21 protein-coding genes are annotated in these 17,276 nt (G+C 67.5%); 13 read left to right on the forward strand and 8 right to left on the reverse strand.

All coding sequences use genetic code 11. The annotated features are described in order from the left end of the window. Positions 1–142: 142 nt before the first annotated feature. The 6 genes from hpf to CKO31_RS17375 form a co-directional block, all read right to left on the reverse strand. On the reverse strand, positions 143–496 hold the full coding sequence (hpf, locus tag CKO31_RS17350) for a ribosome hibernation-promoting factor, HPF/YfiA family (RefSeq protein WP_200239955.1): 354 nt from the start codon (positions 494–496) through the stop codon (positions 143–145). A gap of 163 nt (positions 497–659) precedes the next feature. Then, positions 660–2,156 (reverse strand): RNA polymerase factor sigma-54, encoded by a 1,497-nt coding sequence (locus tag CKO31_RS17355; protein ID WP_200239957.1) that lies wholly within the window; start codon positions 2,154–2,156, stop codon positions 660–662. A gap of 191 nt (positions 2,157–2,347) precedes the next feature. Further along, positions 2,348–3,073, reverse strand: coding sequence for an LPS export ABC transporter ATP-binding protein (lptB, locus tag CKO31_RS17360; RefSeq protein ID WP_200239959.1), 726 nt, complete (start codon positions 3,071–3,073; stop codon positions 2,348–2,350). Continuing rightward, on the reverse strand, positions 3,070–3,639 hold the full coding sequence (lptA, locus tag CKO31_RS17365) for a lipopolysaccharide transport periplasmic protein LptA (protein ID WP_242475456.1): 570 nt from the start codon (positions 3,637–3,639) through the stop codon (positions 3,070–3,072). The genes lptB and lptA overlap by 4 nt, the downstream gene beginning before the upstream one ends. Beyond that, positions 3,636–4,250, reverse strand: coding sequence for an LPS export ABC transporter periplasmic protein LptC (gene lptC / locus CKO31_RS17370; RefSeq protein WP_200239961.1), 615 nt, complete (start codon positions 4,248–4,250; stop codon positions 3,636–3,638). Before lptC ends, lptA begins: the two co-directional genes overlap by 4 nt. After that, positions 4,247–4,789, reverse strand: a complete 543-nt coding sequence (locus CKO31_RS17375) for a KdsC family phosphatase (RefSeq protein WP_200239964.1) — start codon at positions 4,787–4,789, stop codon at positions 4,247–4,249. The genes lptC and CKO31_RS17375 overlap by 4 nt, the downstream gene beginning before the upstream one ends. Before the next feature lie 107 nt (positions 4,790–4,896). Here CKO31_RS17375 and CKO31_RS17380 point away from each other — a divergent pair, with 107 nt between their 5' ends. From CKO31_RS17380 to hisC, 10 genes are all read left to right on the forward strand, one after another. Further along, entirely contained in the window at positions 4,897–5,487 is a 591-nt protein-coding gene (locus tag CKO31_RS17380; protein ID WP_200239965.1) for a hypothetical protein, read from the forward strand. Between the two features lie 104 nt (positions 5,488–5,591). Then, a complete protein-coding gene (locus CKO31_RS17385; RefSeq protein ID WP_200239967.1) occupies positions 5,592–6,482 on the forward strand; it encodes an ABC transporter ATP-binding protein in 891 nt (296 codons plus the stop codon). Next, complete coding sequence (gene mlaE, locus CKO31_RS17390; protein ID WP_200239997.1) at positions 6,479–7,258, forward strand: lipid asymmetry maintenance ABC transporter permease subunit MlaE; 780 nt, start codon at positions 6,479–6,481, stop codon at positions 7,256–7,258. The genes CKO31_RS17385 and mlaE overlap by 4 nt, the downstream gene beginning before the upstream one ends. Positions 7,259–7,261: 3 nt before the next feature. Continuing rightward, complete coding sequence (mlaD, locus tag CKO31_RS17395) at positions 7,262–7,732, forward strand: outer membrane lipid asymmetry maintenance protein MlaD (RefSeq protein WP_200239969.1); 471 nt, start codon at positions 7,262–7,264, stop codon at positions 7,730–7,732. Between the two features lie 98 nt (positions 7,733–7,830). Continuing rightward, positions 7,831–8,448, forward strand: coding sequence for an MlaC/ttg2D family ABC transporter substrate-binding protein (locus CKO31_RS17400; RefSeq protein ID WP_242475457.1), 618 nt, complete (start codon positions 7,831–7,833; stop codon positions 8,446–8,448). A 1-nt stretch (position 8,449) separates the two neighbouring features. Beyond that, entirely contained in the window at positions 8,450–8,821 is a 372-nt protein-coding gene (locus tag CKO31_RS17405) for an STAS domain-containing protein (RefSeq protein ID WP_200239971.1), read from the forward strand. A gap of 165 nt (positions 8,822–8,986) precedes the next feature. Beyond that, the gene (gene murA / locus CKO31_RS17410) at positions 8,987–10,249 is read left to right on the forward strand and encodes a UDP-N-acetylglucosamine 1-carboxyvinyltransferase (RefSeq protein WP_200239973.1); all 1,263 of its coding nucleotides are present in this window, start codon (positions 8,987–8,989) and stop codon (positions 10,247–10,249) included. Positions 10,250–10,313: 64 nt separating this feature from the next. Next, positions 10,314–10,967, forward strand: coding sequence for an ATP phosphoribosyltransferase (hisG, locus tag CKO31_RS17415; RefSeq protein WP_200239975.1), 654 nt, complete (start codon positions 10,314–10,316; stop codon positions 10,965–10,967). Between the two features lie 158 nt (positions 10,968–11,125). Next, positions 11,126–12,433, forward strand: a complete 1,308-nt coding sequence (gene hisD / locus CKO31_RS17420; protein ID WP_200239977.1) for a histidinol dehydrogenase — start codon at positions 11,126–11,128, stop codon at positions 12,431–12,433. A gap of 464 nt (positions 12,434–12,897) precedes the next feature. Beyond that, complete coding sequence (hisC, locus tag CKO31_RS17425) at positions 12,898–13,977, forward strand: histidinol-phosphate transaminase (protein WP_200239979.1); 1,080 nt, start codon at positions 12,898–12,900, stop codon at positions 13,975–13,977. Between the two features lie 188 nt (positions 13,978–14,165). On the opposite strand, the gene CKO31_RS17430 is transcribed toward hisC, so the two are convergent. After that, positions 14,166–15,047 carry a DUF1295 domain-containing protein gene (locus CKO31_RS17430; RefSeq protein ID WP_200239981.1) on the reverse strand — a complete coding sequence of 294 codons (882 nt, stop codon included), beginning with the start codon at positions 15,045–15,047 and terminating at the stop codon, positions 14,166–14,168. Positions 15,048–15,052: 5 nt separating this feature from the next. After that, positions 15,053–15,475 carry a hypothetical protein gene (locus CKO31_RS17435; RefSeq protein ID WP_200239983.1) on the reverse strand — a complete coding sequence of 141 codons (423 nt, stop codon included), beginning with the start codon at positions 15,473–15,475 and terminating at the stop codon, positions 15,053–15,055. Positions 15,476–15,479: 4 nt separating this feature from the next. On the opposite strand from CKO31_RS17435, the gene CKO31_RS27280 reads away from it, so the two are divergent. From CKO31_RS27280 to CKO31_RS17450, 3 genes are all read left to right on the forward strand, one after another. Continuing rightward, complete coding sequence (locus CKO31_RS27280) at positions 15,480–15,914, forward strand: PIN domain-containing protein (RefSeq protein ID WP_322789170.1); 435 nt, start codon at positions 15,480–15,482, stop codon at positions 15,912–15,914. Between the two features lie 80 nt (positions 15,915–15,994). After that, positions 15,995–16,876 (forward strand): DUF4338 domain-containing protein, encoded by an 882-nt coding sequence (locus CKO31_RS17445; protein ID WP_200239987.1) that lies wholly within the window; start codon positions 15,995–15,997, stop codon positions 16,874–16,876. Then, positions 16,873–17,276: IS4/Tn5 family transposase DNA-binding protein (locus tag CKO31_RS17450; protein ID WP_200239989.1), on the forward strand; the 404-nt coding region annotated here is incomplete at its 3' end. The genes CKO31_RS17445 and CKO31_RS17450, both read left to right, overlap by 4 nt.

A 17,276-nucleotide genomic window follows, 5' to 3' on the forward strand; every position in this document is an offset into this window, starting at 1 on the left:
CTTCATCATGACAGCGCTGTGCCCTTGCGGCCAATGGCGCCGCGGCAGCGGCGCCTGCGCCTTGTGGCGGCAAAAAACCGGAGCAGGCGGTGCCTGGCTCCGGTGCGGCTGAAGCTCGCAGGGCCGCTCGGTGGCGCTGCAATCAGCTCGGCTGCTCTTCGTCTGCCGGCGGCTCCGGCTCCATCGCGGCCTTGGCGTTGTTGTTGCCCCGATGATTCTGCCGCTTTTCCTTGTACTTGATCACCTGCCGGTCGAGCTTGTCGATCAACCCGTCGATGGCTGCGTACATGTCCTCGTGCACGGCATCGGCGAAGACGTTGCCACCGTTGACATGGATGGTCGCCTCCGCCTTCTGCCGCAGCTTCTCGACACTGAGGATGACATGGACATTGATCACGTCGTCGAAGTGCCGCGCGAGACGGTCGAACTTGGTGTCGACATAATCCTTCAGCGGCTCGGTGATATCGACGTGATGGCCAGTCAGGTTGATTTGCATAGCGTCACTCCAGTGTTACGGGCGCCACACTCGGGAGGGTGAAAACCGGATCTCCCGATCCGGCAGAGGTGGGCGCAGAGCAGTCCCGCGCCGCGCGCTGCGATGCAGCCGCGGCCTTGGACGATGCTCGAAGGGCGCTCACCGATCCCCGTACCCGAGGCTCTCATGCCAGGCGCTTGCGCTCGTTGGACGGTGGAATACCCATCGCCTCACGGTACTTGGCGACCGTGCGCCGTGCGACATTGATGCCCTGCTCCGTGAGGATACCGGCGATCTTGTTGTCGCTGAGCGGCTTGCTCGGTGTCTCGGCGGCGACGAGCTTGCGGATGAAGGCGCGGATGGCCGTCGACGAGCACTCACCGCCGGAGGCGGTGTTCACGTGGCTCGAGAAGAAATATTTGAACTCGAAGGTCCCGCGTGGTGTGTGCATATATTTTTGCGTCGTCACCCGCGATACCGTGGACTCGTGCAGCTCCAGGGAATCCGCCACATCCCGCAGCACCAGCGGCTTCATGGCCTCTTCCCCATACTCGAAGAAATTTTGCTGCAATTCCACGATCTTCGTCGCAACCCGCAGTACCGTATCGTTACGGCTCGCCAAGCTTTTGATGAACCAGCGGGCCTCCTGGAGGTGCGTCTTCAGGCAGGTATTGTCCGGGCCATCATCGGCCCGGCGGATCAGCTTCAGGTAGCCCGGGTTCACCCTAAGTCTAGGCGTTGTTTCCGGGTTCAGCTCGACCGTCCAGCTGCCCTGGCGTTTTTGCACCACCACGTCCGGGATCACGTACTCCGGGCGCACATCGGCCACCAGCGAGCCGGGGCGGGGATGCAGGGAGCGAATCAGCGCCAGCGCCTCGCGCAGCGCGTCCGACGCGAGCTTGGTGTGCCGACGCAGATCTTCGAGGTCGTTGCGCGATAACGCATTGAAATGACTCTCGCAGATGGCGATGGCCTCGTCGCGGTAAGGCTGCTCCGGCGGCAAGTAGCGCAGCTGCAACAGCAGACACTCGCGCAGGGAGCGCGCGCCGATGCCGGGCGGATCCAAGGCCTGGATGCGGTGCAGCACGGCTTCCACCTCGTCCGCTTCCACGGCCTCGTCGCCGATGGCGTCCGGATCGGCGACGGCGTCGACGAGGTCGTCGATCTCCGCGCGCAGGTAGCCGTTGGCATCGATGGCGTCCAGCAGCGCGTCGGCGATGACACGGTCGCGGGGCGCGAGTCGCGAGAGGTTCAGCTGCCACTCCAGGTGGTCGTGCAAGGTCTGCGGGCGCGAGTGCTGGGCGAAGGGGTCGAGCTCGGCGCCGCCGTCGGCGCCGGCCCCGCTGCTAGTCGCACCCGTACCTGCGCTGCTGGCGATATAGCTGTCGTAGGTGTCGCTCCAGGAGCTGTCAACGGGCAAGTCGTCGGGCATCGAGGACTGCTCGGGGCGCACTTCGCTGTCCACCTGCGCATCCTGGCCACGGCGGCTGGTCTCTAGCTCGGCGTTGTCGACCTCGGCGTCCGCCTCATCGGCGGATTCCAGCATCAGGTTGGACTCCAACGCCTCCTGGATCTCCCGCTGAAGATCGAGCGTGGACAGTTGGAGGAGCTTGATCGCCTGCTGCAGCTGCGGCGTCATCGTCAGCTGCTGGCCGAGGCGGAGTTGGATCGTCTGTTTCATCGCACCCGGTGCGGGGGGTGGTATGGGAATTGAATGCTCTTTGGGATTCTAGCCGAATCGCGGTCTTCGATCTTGGCGCACGGCTGCCACAGCGTCCAGCGCCAACGCGGGCGTCCCATGACACCTATCAGCCCGTGCCCGCAAACGGCAACCATCCGTCGGGTCATGCCGCGAACTTGCCGCGAAACGGCTCAAAGCCGGAAATCCTCGCCGAGGTAGACCGCGCGGACACGCTTGTTCTGCAACAGCTCGTCCGGGGTGCCGTCGGCGATGACCGTACCTTCGCTGATGATGTACGCACGATCGCAGATATCCAGGGTCTCGCGGACATTGTGGTCGGTGATGAGCACACCGATGTTGCGCCGGCGCAGGTGGGTAATGATGGCCTTGATGTCGCCGACGGCGATGGGATCGACGCCCGCGAAGGGCTCGTCCAAGAGCATGACCTTGGGCTCTACGGCCAGGGCACGGGCGATCTCCAACCGCCGGCGCTCGCCGCCCGACAGACTCATGGCCAGCGAGCCGGCCACATGAGCGATGCCGAGCTCGTCGAGCAACTGCTCACAGCGCGCGCGCCGGGCGTCACGGCCGAGGTCGCCCCGACTCTCCAGCACGGCGAGCAGGTTATCCCGGGCCGTGAGCTTGCGGAACACCGAGGGCTCCTGCGCCAGATAGCTCAGGCCGCGGCGGGCGCGGGCATGCATGGGCCGCAGGGTGATGTCTTCACCGTCGAGCAGGATGCGCCCGGCGTCCGCCGGCACCAGGCCGACAATCATGTAGAAGCTCGTCGTCTTACCGGCGCCATTCGGACCGAGCAGCCCCACGACGCCGCCGGCATCCACACCCAGACTCACGTCATTGACCACCTGGCGGCGCCGATAGCGCTTCGCCAAACCTTCCGCGCGCAGGGTGGTCATTGATCGCCGCTGTCGTCTCCGGACTGGCCCTCCCCCTGGGGCTCGATGCGGATCTTCACACGCTCGCGCCCGCGGGCGCTGCTGCCTGCCGTGAGCCGGTCGGTGAGACGATTGTAGACGATGCGATCGCTCCGGAACCGGTCCTCGCCTTGGATCAGCTCGGCCTCGTCGATGAGGGTGATCTCTTCACTGACGGCCTCGTACTCCATGCGCAGCGCCCGCGCCCGCACCTCTTGCGGGTCGTCTTCGAGCAGCTGACGATAGCGCACGGGGTTGCCGATGGCGATGATCTTGCGCGGCTGGCGGTTCGGCTGGTGATGCACCAGCACCTCGTCCGCCCAAATGCGCATGCTGCCCTGCTGCACCTCGACATTGCCGATATAGAGGCTGATGGACTGCTTCTCGTCGAGCTCCGCGGCATCCGCTTCGACGAACATGGGCTGCTCGCTGTCGGAGTCGAGCGCGAGCAGCGGCCGTGCCGCCAGCAGCAGCGCCGCGGCGGCCAACAGCCGGGCAGCTCGGCCCAAGCGCCCGGCTGGGGCCGGCTGGTGCATGCACTCGGTCATGGGCCGGGCACCGACGGTGCGTCGGGCGCTGCCGCGGGCTCGGCGAAGGCCAGGCGCTGGCGTACCCGCCCGAAGAAGCGGCTGCGCATGGGCGCATCGAACCAGAGCTGCATGCCATCCACCGCCGTGAGCCAGTCGTCCCCACGCTCGAGCTCGACGAAGCGATCGGTCTCTGCATAGCCGGCGTCATCCAGGACCAGCAGCTGACTGGTCATGATGCGCATGGGCGGCTGGTCCGCGGCCGCGGCGCGCTCCCCGAGGACGCGCCCTTCCAGCAGCACTTCGTCACCATCGGCGGAGACCCAGGCCTGCTCCGAGCGGACCACCCAGTCCGGCTGGCCCGGCTCCAGCAGCCGCAGCACCGGCGCATCCAGCTCGCTGCCGCCGCCCTCCGGATAATGCCGCAGCTGCGGCGCGCGCAGCCGTCGCAGCGGCTCACCGCCATCGGACATCGTGACCGCGGCCACCTGCTCCACCACATAATCCGGACGCCCGTGCTGCGGCACCGCCGGGGCGACCTCCGGCTGCCGGCCGCCGCGATACCACCAGGCGGCGAGTCCGGCCGCGGCGAGCACGACGGCGATCATCGCCTCACGCGTCGACAGGGTCATTGCGCCGCGTCCGTCGTACCGAGATAGGCAGCGACCAAGGCATCCAGCTTGCCTTGGGCGCGCAGGATGAGCTCGCACAGATCCCGGGCCGCGCCGCGCCCGCCCGGGCTCGGCGCACACCAATCGGCGTGCTCGCGCACCACTGGATGCGCGTCCGCCACGGCCGCGGCCAAACCGACCCGGCGCATCACCGGCAGATCCATCAGGTCGTCGCCCATGTAGGCACAGGCCTCGTGCGCAACGCCGAGCTGCTGCGCCAGCGCCAGAAAGGTCGGCAGCTTGTCGCGGCAGCCTTGGTGTACATGCTCGATGCCGAGGCTCTGCATGCGAATCCGCACCACCTCGGAGCGCCGTCCGGTGATCACGGCGAGGGTCACGCCACTGTCGCGGAGCATGGCCATGCCGTGGCCGTCACGGGAATTGAAGGCCTTGTACTCCTGACCGTCGTCGCCGAGATAAAGGCTGCCGTCGGTGAGCACGCCGTCGACGTCGAATACGACGAGCCGAAGGCGGCTTGCGCGTTCCAGGGGATCCTGCATGTTCGGTGGCACCCGCAGTAGGCAGATTCGCGTAATGTCTGGCCGAAAGCGTACCATAGCGTCCCGTCACGGCTGTCCGTCGACAGCCCGGAGCCACCCGCGACACCGTGCCAGCCGCAGAGCCAGACTCAGCCCCAAGCCCAGAAGGCGCAGGCGCCGCCGCCCCCGCCGTAACCATTGCCGCCGCGGGCTGGTGGGCCCTCACCGACGCCGACGCCTATTACCCGGACGATCTCCCGGAGGACTGGCGCCTCGGCTATTTCGCCAACGACCATCCCGCGGTCTATGTGCCGGCCGTTGCCTGGCAGAGCCAGTCAATCGAGAGCCTCCGGGCCTGGCGCGATGATGTCCATCAGGGCTTTCGCTTTTTCCTGGAGCACCCGGGCGCCGATCATCCGGCTGCGCCGACGACGCGCCAGGCGGCCGCCGCCCTCGGCGAGCGGCTCGGCGCCTGGGTGCGCTGGACAACCGATGCACCCGGCACTCTGCTGTGTCCGACGCCTGGCGCATCTGCGCCCTGCGGCCGGGCCGTGACCTGCCCCCGGGCACTGGCTGCCGATCTGCGCGCCGGCGCCCGCTGGCTGCGTGAGCAAGCGGATGCGGCGCCGGCGACGCTGGTCGTCCTGTCCGGGTGTAGCAGTGTGCAGCTGGCGCATTGGCACCAGATGCAGCAGCTCCTGGGGCTCGCCGAGGTCTAGCAGCGGCGCCGACGGCCGCCGCAGCGTGCGCATATGCTTGACGCGCGCGGGCGCACTCCAGAGAATGCCGGGCTGTTCTCGCCACTTGTCCAGGGAGTCTCTGCATGGGGAATGGCGTCCCCGACAGCCCCACCACAGTCACCGCAAGCTCCGACGCGCAGGCACCTGCCCCGACCGGCGGCACCGAGCCCTTGGTGCGCATCCGCGGCCTGCGCTTCACCCGCGGCGATACCCTGGTGCTCGACGGCGTCGACATGGACATTCCACGCGGCGCCGTCACCGCCATCATGGGCCCGTCCGGCACGGGCAAGACGACGCTGCTGAAGCTCATCAGCGGCCAACTGCGCCCGCAGGCGGGCAGTATCGAGGTGGACGGCCTGGATGTGCACCGCCTGGGCCGGCAAGAGCTGTATCGGCTGCGCACGCGCATGGGCATGCTCTTTCAGAGCGGGGCGCTGCTCGGCGACCTGACGGTGTTCGAGAACGTGGCCTTCCCGCTGCGCGAGCACGCGCGGCTGCCGAAGTCTCTGCTGCGACGGCTGGTGCTGATGAAGCTCGAGGCCGTCGGCCTGCGCGGCGCCGCGCACTTGATGCCGGCGCAGCTCTCCGGCGGCATGGCCAGGCGGGCGGCACTGGCCCGTGCCATCGCTCTGGACCCGATGATGGTCATGTACGACGAGCCCTTCACCGGCCAGGATCCGATCTCCATGGGCGTCCTGGTGAGCCTGGTGCATCAGCTGAACGACGCCGGCGGACTGAGCAGCATCATCGTCTCCCACGACGTACCAGAGACCCTGAGCATTGCCGATCATGTGCACGTCATCGCCAATGGCCGAGTCCTGTGCAGCGGGACGCCCGAGCACGTATCAGCACAGTCCGACCCCAGGGTACGGCAGTTCCTCGACGGCGCCCCGGATGGGCCGGTGCATTTTCATTACCCGTCGGCGCCCCTTGCCGAGGAGCTGCTCGCCGCCGGGAGCCGCCGCGGGTGGTGATCGACGCACTGGTGCGGCTGGGGCGCTCCGGGCTGACGGCGCTCGCCGGCATCGGCCGGGCGCATGTCCTGCTGGCGGGCATCGTCGGCGGTCTGCCCGAGCTGTTGCCGCGCCCGCGGCTGCTGTTGGCGCAAATCTACAACATCGGCGTGCTGTCGGTGCTGATCATCGCCGTCTCCGGGCTCTTCGTCGGCATGGTGCTGGGCCTGCAGGGCTACTACGTCCTGAACCAATTCGGCGCGGACGAGAGCCTCGGCATCATGGTGGCGGCATCCCTGGTCCGCGAGCTCGGGCCCGTGGTCACGGCCCTGCTGGTGGCCGGCCGCGCCGGCTCGGCGCTGACCGCCGAGATCGGGCTGATGAAGGCCACCGAGCAGCTCTCGGCGCTGGAGATGATGGCCGTGGATCCGGTGCGCCGCGTGCTGACGCCCCGCTTTTTCGGCGGCTTCCTTGCGATGCCGCTCCTGGCGGCCATGTTCAGCGCCCTCGGGGTGCTCGGCGGCTGGTTCGTCGGGGTGGGGCTGCTCGGCGTCGACGACGGCGCCTTCTGGAGCCAGATGCAGGCCAAGCTCGATTTCCGCGAAGACGTGATCAACGGCGTGATCAAGAGCCTGGTGTTCGGGGTGGTGGTTACCTGGATCGCGCTCTTCGAGGGGTATGACGCCACGCCCACCTCCGCCGGCGTCAGCCGGGCGACGACACGCTCGGTGGTGCATGCGGCGCTGGCGGTGCTGGGGCTGGATTTCATCCTGACGGCTTTGATGTTCGGAGATTGACGCATGGGCACGACGCGCACGATGGAGATTCTGGTGGGCGCCTTCATGGTGGCGGGCTTCGTCGCCTTGTTCTTCCTCGCCATGCGTGTCAGCAACTTGAGTGCCGCCGGCGCCGGCGACGGCTACGCGCTGCTGGCGCGGTTCGATAACATCGGCAGCCTCAAGGTGCGCGCCCCAGTGAGCATGGCCGGCGTACGCCTGGGCCGGGTGGAGGCAATCGACTTCGACCAGGAGACCTATCAGGCGGTGGTGACGCTGCGCATCGCGCCGGCCTACGATCAGATCCCCACCGACACCTTCGCCAACATCTACACGGCAGGGCTGCTGGGCGAGCAATACGTGGCGCTGGACCCCGGCGGCAGCCCGGACTACCTCGCCAATGGAGATCAGATCCAGCACACCCAGTCGGCACTGGTGCTGGAGCGCATGATCGGCCAGTTCCTCTTCAACCAAGCACAGGAGAGCTCGCAATGACACTCGCGCACAGACAAAGGCGTCGAGCTGGCGCGGCTCGGTTGGTCTGCTTTGCGGCAGACGTCCGGGGCGGCGGTGCTGCCCGGAGGCAGCGCGGCATGATTTCGACCCTGCTGGCGGCGTGGATGGCGGCCGTACTGGCGCTGCTCGCCGCGGGGCTGCCGGCAACGGCCGCCGCCGACACCGCGGCCGAGAAGCTGGTGCGGCGCACCGCCGAGGACACGCTACGCACGCTCGAGAACCGCCGCGATCAGCTGGACGGCAATCCCTCGGCCATCTACGATCTGGTCGGCAACAAGCTGGCACCGCACTTCGACTTCGAGCTCATCACCCGCTCCGCCGTGGGCCGGGACTGGCGCAACGCGAGCGCGGCCCAGCGCCGCCAGCTGGTGTCGGCATTCCGGGCCCTGTTGATTAGCACTTATGCCAAATCCCTGGCCAAGTATTCCGGTGAAGAAGTCGTCTACAAGCCCGCCCGCGCCGGCACCCGCGACGGCACCGTGGTGGTGCCCACGGAGGTGACCGGCAGCGGTGGTCCGCCCATCCCCATCGATTATCGCATGCACAAGGAAGACGGCGGCTGGAAGGTGTACGATCTGGTCATCGACAACGTCAGCATGATCTCCAACTACCGCGGCCAGTTCCGCACCATCATCGGGCGCTCGGGCATCGACGGCCTGATCCAGGAGCTGGAGGCCAAGGCCGCAGGCGCCTAGCATGGGCCGCCGGCGCAGACAGACTGCGGCGCAGCTGACGGCGCTGGGCGGCGGACAATGGCACCTGGCGGGCGACCTGACGCTCGCCGCTGTCGGCGAGCTCGCCGCCGAACGGCCTACGCCGGGCGATGATGCACAGGCCGTGCTGGACCTCGGCGACGTGCGCCAACCGAGCAGCGCCGGCGTGGCGCTGCTGCTGGAATGGCAAGCCGCGCTGCGAGCGGCTGACGCCGACCTGGTGCTGCGCAACGTGCCGCCGGCCATGGAGCGGCTCGCCGCATTGGCCAATGTCGACGCTTTGCTCGGCCTGGGCGAGCTGCGACAGTCACCGCAAGACACTGCCACGCCGGACGGTGACGGCAACGGGGTCTAATGCAGGCCGGTTCCGCGTCGCGCTGACGGCACACATCGACAGGCCGATATAGGCCCGGCCGAGAGGGAGCCCGCCCGAGCGCTGCAAGAGCCCTCAGCGCGCACGCAATTCCCGCCGGACCACCACACCCATGTCATCCCACTTAACCGACAGTCCCAGCCTTTGATGGACAAGCTCCTGATCACCGGCGGCAACCGCCTCGACGGCGAGGTGCGCGCATCCGGTGCCAAGAATGCAGCGCTGCCGATCATGGCCGCGACCCTGCTCGCCGCCGACGGCGAGTGCCTGCTGACCAATGTGCCGCACCTGCGGGACATCACCACCACCATGGAGCTGCTGGGGCGCATGGGTGCGCACCTGACCGTAGACGAGCGCATGCGCATCCACGTGGATGCCACCGATGTCACCCGCTTCGAGGCGCCCTACGACCTGGTCAAGACCATGCGCGCGTCCATCCTGGTGCTGGGCCCGCTGCTTGCGCGCTTCGGCGAGGCACAGGTCTCCCTGCCCGGCGGCTGTGCCATCGGCGCCCGGCCGGTGAACCTGCACATCGAAGGGATGCGCGCCATGGGTGCGGAGATCGTCGTCGAGAACGGCTATGTCCAGGCCCGCGCCCAACGCCTGCACGGCGCGCGCTACTTCATGGACATGGTCACAGTCACCGGCACCGAGAACCTGATGATGGCGGCGGTGCTCGCCGACGGTCAGACGATTCTCGAGAATGCAGCCCGTGAGCCCGAGGTCGAGGACCTGGCCGACTTCCTGAACAAGATGGGCGCGCGCATCCAGGGCGCGGGCACGGACACCATCGTCATCGACGGCGTCGAGCGCCTCACCGGCTGCGAGTACAGTGTGCTGCCCGACCGCATCGAGACCGGCACCTACCTGGTGGCGGCGGCCATGACCGGCGGGCGGGTGCGGGTGCGCGAGACCCGCGCCGACCTGCTGGAGGCCGTGCTTGGCAAGCTGCGCGAATGCGGCGCCACCGTCAGCACCGGCGAGCGTTGGATCGAGGTGGACATGAGCGGCCGCCGCCCGCGGGCGGTGGACATCCACACCGCGCCCCATCCGGCCTTTCCGACGGACATGCAGGCCCAGTTCTGTGCGCTGAACAGCATCGCCGACGGCACCGGCATCGTCACCGAGACCGTCTTCGAGAACCGCTTCATGCACGTGCTGGAGATGCAGCGCATGGGTGCGGACATCCGCATCGAGGGCAACACGGCCATCTGCCGCGGTGTGGACCGGCTCACCGCGGCCCCGGTGATGGCCACCGACTTGCGCGCTTCGGCGAGCCTGGTACTGTCCGGCTTGGTGGCGGCCGGAGACACCCTGGTGGACCGGATCTACCATATCGATCGCGGCTACGATCACATCGAAGAGAAATTCTCGGCACTCGGCGCCGTGATCCGGCGAGTACACTCTTGAAGAAGGGCCGAGGAAGCCAGGCTCAGTCGATTGCGACCCCACATTCCGCACTCCGCACTTCCCGATGTCTAACACCCTAACCATCGCGCTGTCCAAAGGCCGCATCTTCGAGCAGGCCATGCCGCTGTTGGCGGCGGGCGGCATCCGCGCCGCCGAGGACCCGGAGAAGAGCCGCAAGCTGATCCTGGACACCAACGACCCCCGGGTGAAGCTGGTCATCATCCGCGCCAGCGACGTCCCCACCTATGTGGAGTACGGCGCGGCGGATTTGGGCATCGCCGGCAAGGACGTGCTGTTGGAGCACGGCGGCGAGGGGCTCTACGAGCCGCTGGATCTGGGCATCGCGCGCTGCCGCATGATGGTGGCCGGTAAGCCGGATGCCCAGCTCGACGGGCGCACCGACCGCCGCCGCCAGCGCATCGCAACCAAGTACGTGCGCTGCGCCGAGCGCCATTTCGCCGCCAAGGGGCAGCAGGTGGAGATCATCAAGCTCTATGGCTCCATGGAGCTGGCGCCCTTGGTGGGCCTGTCGGACCTCATCGTCGACCTGGTCGAGAGCGGCAATACGCTGAAGGCCAACGGACTGGTGCCCTTGGAGCATATCTGCGAGATCAGCTCGCGGCTGGTGGTGAACAAGGCGTCTTGGAAAATGAAGCACGCTAGGGTCACGGCCCTGCTGGAGGCACTGCGCGGCGCCGTGACCCAACAGGCAGCCTAAGCCCGCCAAGAGATGCCAGAGCCGTCACGCGCTGCCGTCACCCGGCGCCTGCAACCGGCGCCCGCAATCGGCGCCGGTAACCGGATCAGGCCGTCGCGGCCGGGCGACCCCAGGCACCGACCTGCCATCTGCAACCGCACAGACACCGGAGCATTGCCATGCCCGACATCGCCCGCCTCAGCACCGCCGATGCCGACTTCTCCACGCGGCTGGACGACCTGCTGGCCTGGGAGTCCGTCTCTGACCGCGAGGTGCAGCGTACCGTCGAAGACATCCTCGACACCGTCCGCACGCGCGGCGACGCCGCCCTGCTGGAGTACACCGCCCGGTTCGACCGCTGGCAGCCCGAGGCCGCTGCGGCACTGGCCATTCCAGCCGCCCGCCTGGCGCAGGCCGCCGAAGGCATCCCGCTGGCGCAGCGCGACGCCTTGGCGGCCGCTGCCGAGCGTATCCGCACCTATGCCGAGCATCAGAAGATGCAGGACTGGAGCTACCGGGAGCCGGACGGCACCCTGCTCGGGCAGAAGGTGACGCCGCTGGACCGGGTCGGACTCTATGTGCCGGGCGGCAAGGCGGCCTATCCCTCGTCGGTGCTGATGAACGCCATCCCGGCCAAGGTCGCCGGCGTGGCAGAGCTGGTGATGGTCGTGCCGACGCCCGACGGCCAGCAAAACGAGCTGGTCCTCGCCGCGGCCCACATCGCCGGCGTCGACAAGGCCTTCGCCGTCGGCGGCGCCCAGGCCGTCGCCGCGCTGGCTTATGGCACCGAGAGCGTGCCCGCCTGCGACAAGATCGTCGGCCCCGGCAACATCTATGTCGCCACCGCCAAGCGCGCCGTGTTCGGGCAGGTGGGCATCGACATGGTGGCGGGGCCCTCGGAGATCCTGATTCTCTGCGACGGCGGCACGGACCCGGACTGGATCGCCATGGACCTCTTCAGCCAAGCCGAGCACGACGAAGACGCCCAGTCCATCCTCGTGGCCTGGGACGCGGACTACCTGGACCGCGTCGCCGCGAGCATCGACAAGCTGCTGCCCACGCTGGAGCGCCGGGACATCATCGCCACGGCCCTGAAAGACCGCGGCGCCCTGGTGCTGGCAAGGGACATGGACGACGCCGCCGACGTGGCCAACCGCATCGCCCCAGAGCACCTGGAGCTGTCCGTCGAGGACCCGCAGGCGCTGGCGGCCAAGATCCGCAACGCCGGCGCCATTTTCATGGGCCGGCACACGGCGGAAGCCCTCGGCGACTACTGCGCAGGGCCCAACCACGTGCTGCCGACCTCCGGCACCGCGCGCTTCAGCTCGCCGCTCGGCGTCTACGACTTCCAGAAGCGCTCCAGTCTCATCATGGCGTCTCCCGCCGGCTCTGCGGCGCTGGCCACCACCGCCTCCGTGCTCGCCCGCGGCGAGGGGCTGACGGCGCATGCGCGCTCGGCGGAATATCGGGGGAGGGATGAAGTTTGAAGGGTGAAGTGAGAAGTGAGAAACGGGGGTATAGGTCGGGTCATCGCAACGCATCCCGACCCCGCCCATGGAAGGTACTCCCTGATCGCCTGGACTCCAACGCCCTCTTATCCGTGTCCCGACTCCATGTCCCGGCGCTTCAGCGCCGCCTCTGACGCTCGCCGAGATTGACACCAATGCGGGAAATGATGCCGCCAGCCGCAATCCTCTCCACTCGGGAGCTGGCAGCATCCGCGCCGCACACTTCAACCTAAGAAGCGCAGTTCACCACGAAGCACACGAAGAGCACGAAGAAAGACAGGCGCTTGAAGGTAGGCATCGCCGTGATCTCGCTCACCCGTCGGGTGAAGGCGTGAGTATGCGTATGCTCCGGAGCCTCTCCGTGTTCTTCGTGCTCTTCGTGGTTCAAATACCGGATCTTGGTTCAAACTTCGAGCTTCTAACTTCTAACTTCTAACTTCAACATGACCCCAGCCGATCTCATCCGGGACGACATCCGGGCGCTTCGCGCCTATCACGTCCCCGACAGCGCCGGGCTCATCAAGCTCGACGCCATGGAGAATCCCTATCCATGGCCCGAGGCGCTGCGCGAGGACTGGCTCGCCACCCTACGGCATGCGGACTTGAATCGCTACCCGGACCCCCGGGGCCGCGACCTGCAGGCCGCCCTGCGCGAGGCCATGGGCCTCCCGGCCGACATGGCGCTGCTGCTCGGCAACGGCTCCGACGAGCTGATCCAGATGCTGGCGATGGCGGTCGCCCAGCCCGGGCGTAAGGTGCTGTCGCTGGACCCGGGCTTCGTCATGTACCGGATGATCGCGCTCTTCGCCGGCCTGGACTATGTCGGCGTGCCGCTTCGCTCTGAAGACTTCGGCCTCGCGCTAGAGGCGACCCTCACGGCCATCGCACGCGAAGAGCCGGCGCTCACCTACATCGCCTATCCGAACAACCCCACCGGCAACCTGTTCGACGCCGCCGCCATCGAGCGCATCATCCAGGCCAGCCCCGGGCTGGTCATCGTCGACGAGGCCTATGCGCCCTTTACGGACCAGAGCTTTATCCCGCGTCTGGGCGAGTGGCCGAACCTGCTGGTGATGCGTACCGTGTCCAAGATGGGCCTCGCCGGGCTGCGCCTGGGCTACCTAGCCGGTCCACCGGAATGGCTCGCCGAGATCGACAAGGTCCGCCTGCCCTACAACGTCAATACGCTCACCCAGGCCAGCGCCGCCTTTGCGCTGCGCCATCACGCCGCGTGGGACGCGCAGACCGCCACCATCCGCGCCGAGCGCGCGACGCTCTTCGACGCCCTCGCCGCCATCGACGGCATCACGCCCTACCCGAGTGACGCCAACTTCATCCTGGCTCGCACCGAGCCGGGCCGGGCCGGCGCCGTCTTCCAGGGCCTACTGGACCGCGGTGTGCTCGTCAAAAAGCTCGACGGCGCCCACCCGCTGCTTGCCGACTGCCTGCGCATCACCGTTGGCACGCCGCAGGAGAATGCCGCGCTGCTCAACGCCCTCGAAGCGGCCTTGTCCATCGACTGAGCAAGCCGCACGCGCTACTTCTTCGTGATCTTCGTGGTGAGCTGCTCCTTCTAGTCAAGGCCGTGCATTGCTGCTTACCGCTCTACGCGTGCCTCGGCGTAGGTCGGGCCGACGCGAGGAGGCCCGACGATCAGACACCTACAGCCAGCGGTGGGTGACGCTCCCGCCCAATCCCGACCGACGCAGGACTAATCCTCACCCCGCGGCGGCTTCGGAAACAGCACGGGTGTACGCGCCTTGTATGCCTGATACGGCGGCTCATCCCCCCAGCGCTCGTCCGCGCGCGACTCCAGCATCGGAATCCCGCTGACCCGGGTCAGCAGGAAGTAGACGAACACCGGCGAGATCAGCGTCACGTACTGCCAGCCGGACAGCGCCGGTAGCGCAATCAGCGCAATGCCCGCCCACAGGGTGATCTCGCCGAAATAATTCGGATGCCGCGACCAAGCCCAGAGCCCGGACTGGATGAAGCGGCCCTTGTTCGCCGGGTCGTTGCGAAATGCCTGCTTCTGCGCATCGGCCACCGCCTCGATGCCGAAGCCGAGCAGCCACACGGCCAGCCCCATCCAGCCGATGACCCCGAACGACGGCACCGATGCCGCCGTCATCGCCGCCAGCGCCGCGCTCAGCGTTAGAAACACCCAGAGCCCTTGCAGCGTCCAGGCCATCAGGAAGCGCACGAACGACGGCTTGATGTCATCGAAGCGGGTATCGGCGCCGGCCTTCTGAATCCGCCGGAACAAAAAGGTCCCGAGCCGCGCCGCCCAGACAACCACCAGCAGCGTCAGTAACAGGGACCGCGCATCGAGCCGCCCCGCCAGCAGCAGCGTGCCGATGACCACCGTCAGATAGGTCGCACTGCCGGTGATGTCGTAGAACTTCTCTGTCTGCGCCCGATAAGACGGCACGAACACCACCCACTGGATCACGAAGGCCACCACGGCGCCCAGCGCAAACAGGGGCACCCCGCCCACGGCCAGCCCACCTTGGCTTCCCGCCCAGGCCACAACAGCAGCCACCAGCAGAGCGGCGATGATGGCGATCAGGGCTTCGAGGATCGGCTTACTCATCGGGATCAGCGATTCGGATCATTGCTTCGGATGGGGGAAAGGTTCGGCCCGCAAGGGCCGACGACAAGCCCAATGGCCAGCTGTCTCGAACAATCCAGCACATCCTGTAAAAGCAGCCGGCCTTCCTTGGTGGCGCGCGCCACCGCAGCGCCGAAGCGTCCCCCAAGCCGCACTTTCTGGGTATTCCAGAAATCGCCGCGGCCGGCTTTGCGTGCTTTGTTGCGGGGTTCATCGGCCTCGTAAGCCTGGTAGAGCTGGAGGAGCTCGGGGCGGGAGATGAGCGAGAGATCCTGCGCCCGGCGAGCCGCCACGATGGGGCTCACCTTGAAGTGCCGGCCGAGGAACTGATACGACGCCGCACTGCCCTGTGCCTGTGGCCACACGGACCGGAGCAGCTTCGCCGGCACGAGCAGCTTGCCCGTGACCACGTCAGTGAGAGACGGGTGCGGTATTCGCGCAGCAGGTCGATCTCGCGCTCGGCGTTTCCGCTGCGGCGCTCGGTCGCATCAACATACATCCCTACGAACAGCCTCCACGATCTGCGATTGCTTCACCCTGCTTGCTTGCGTGCCGCTGTTGCTGGAGTACGAGGCGGTGCTGAAGCGCCCGGAGCACCTGCGCATCGGCGGGCGTACGGAGGCGATGACGGATGCCTTTCTGGACGCCTTATGCCTGCGCTGCGGGCCTTTGCAGCTGTTCTATCTATGGCGCCCGCGCACCCGTGATCAGGCGGACGACATGGTGTTGGAAACGGCCTTGAGCGGCCAGGCGGACCATTCGGTGACCTTGAATACGGCCGACTTTGCAGCCGCAGCGCAATTTCGGTCGACGGTGCTGACACCCACATCGTTACCCACATCTTCTTAGGCCGGGAAACCATGGGGCTGGACACAGGACCGAAAACTCGATGAGATCCCCCCATCGAAACCTGGAATGGGGAGAGGACGATGGGGGAGGAAACGGGGCACCGAGTCTGTGGGCGGACGCTGAGCGAGGCGGACCTGGCGGCGATCCGCGTTGAGATCGCCCTGGCCGATCCTCCCAACCGGGCGGAGATCGCCCGGCGCGTGTGTCGACGCCTGGATTGGCGCAACGCCAAAGGCGAAGCGAAGCTGATGAGCGCCCGGGTCGGGCTGCTGCGCTTGCATCGCAGCGGGCTGATCGAGCTGCCGGAGCCGACCACGCGCAACAACAATGGTCTGCCCTTGAAGCATGGGCCGAAGCGCTGGCCGCAAGAGCGGGCGTTCAGTGGCAGCGTCGGCGCGCTGTCGGGCTTGCGGCTCTCGCCGGTGGCCGAGAAGGCGCGCTCACGATTGTGGAACGGGCTGATCGATCGCTACCATTACCTTGGCTACAGCCCATTGCCGGGGGCGCAGCTGCGCTACCTGATCGAGTCGGAACAGGGGTTGCTCGGCGCACTGGGCTTCGGCGCGGCGGCGTGGAAAGTCGCCGCGCGCGACCGCTGGATCGGCTGGGAGCGCGAGACACGCGAGAGGCACCTGGGGCGGGTGTTGAACAACGCGCGTTTCCTTGTGCTGCCGTGGATTCGGGTGCGCAATCTCGCCTCGCGCGTGCTGGCATTGGCCGCGCGGCAGGTGGGCGAGGACTTCGCCGAGCGCTACGGCGAGCGCCCGGTGTTGCTGGAGACCTTCGTGGAAACGCCGCGGTTTCGGGGCACCTGTTACCGGGCGGCCAACTGGCAGTACCTGGGCTGCACGCAAGGGCGAGGCAAGTGCGATGTCGCCCATCGCGCCGCCTTGGCGCGCAAGGACATCTACGTCTATCCGCTCAGCGCGGACTTCCGCCGCGCCCTGGGGGTGGAGGGATGAGTGCGCTGGCCGATGAGTTGATGGAGATCGATCTGGGCGACATGCGCCTGAATCGGCGGGCACGGCGGGTGCTGCAGAAATTGGGCGAGAAACCGACCTTGAGCATTCCGAGCGCCTGTGGCGGCTGGGGTGAAACCCGCGCCGCATACCGCCTGTTCGACCACGCCGAGGTCAGCGCCGAGAAGGTGCTCGCCCCGCATATCACACGCACCGTCGAGCGCATCGGCGCACATCCGCGGGTGCTGTGTCTCGAAGACACCTCCGAGCTCGACTACACCGGCAAGAGCGATATCCAGGGTCTCGGGCCGCTCAACGACGAGACCCGCCGCGGGTTGTATCTGCACCCGACCTTGGCCGTGACGCCCGATCGGCTGGCGTTGGGCTTGCTCCATGTCCACAG

Origin of the sequence: Thiohalocapsa halophila (genome assembly GCF_016583825.1) — a bacterium.
GTDB classification, from domain to species: Bacteria; Pseudomonadota; Gammaproteobacteria; order Chromatiales; family Chromatiaceae; genus Thiohalocapsa; species Thiohalocapsa halophila.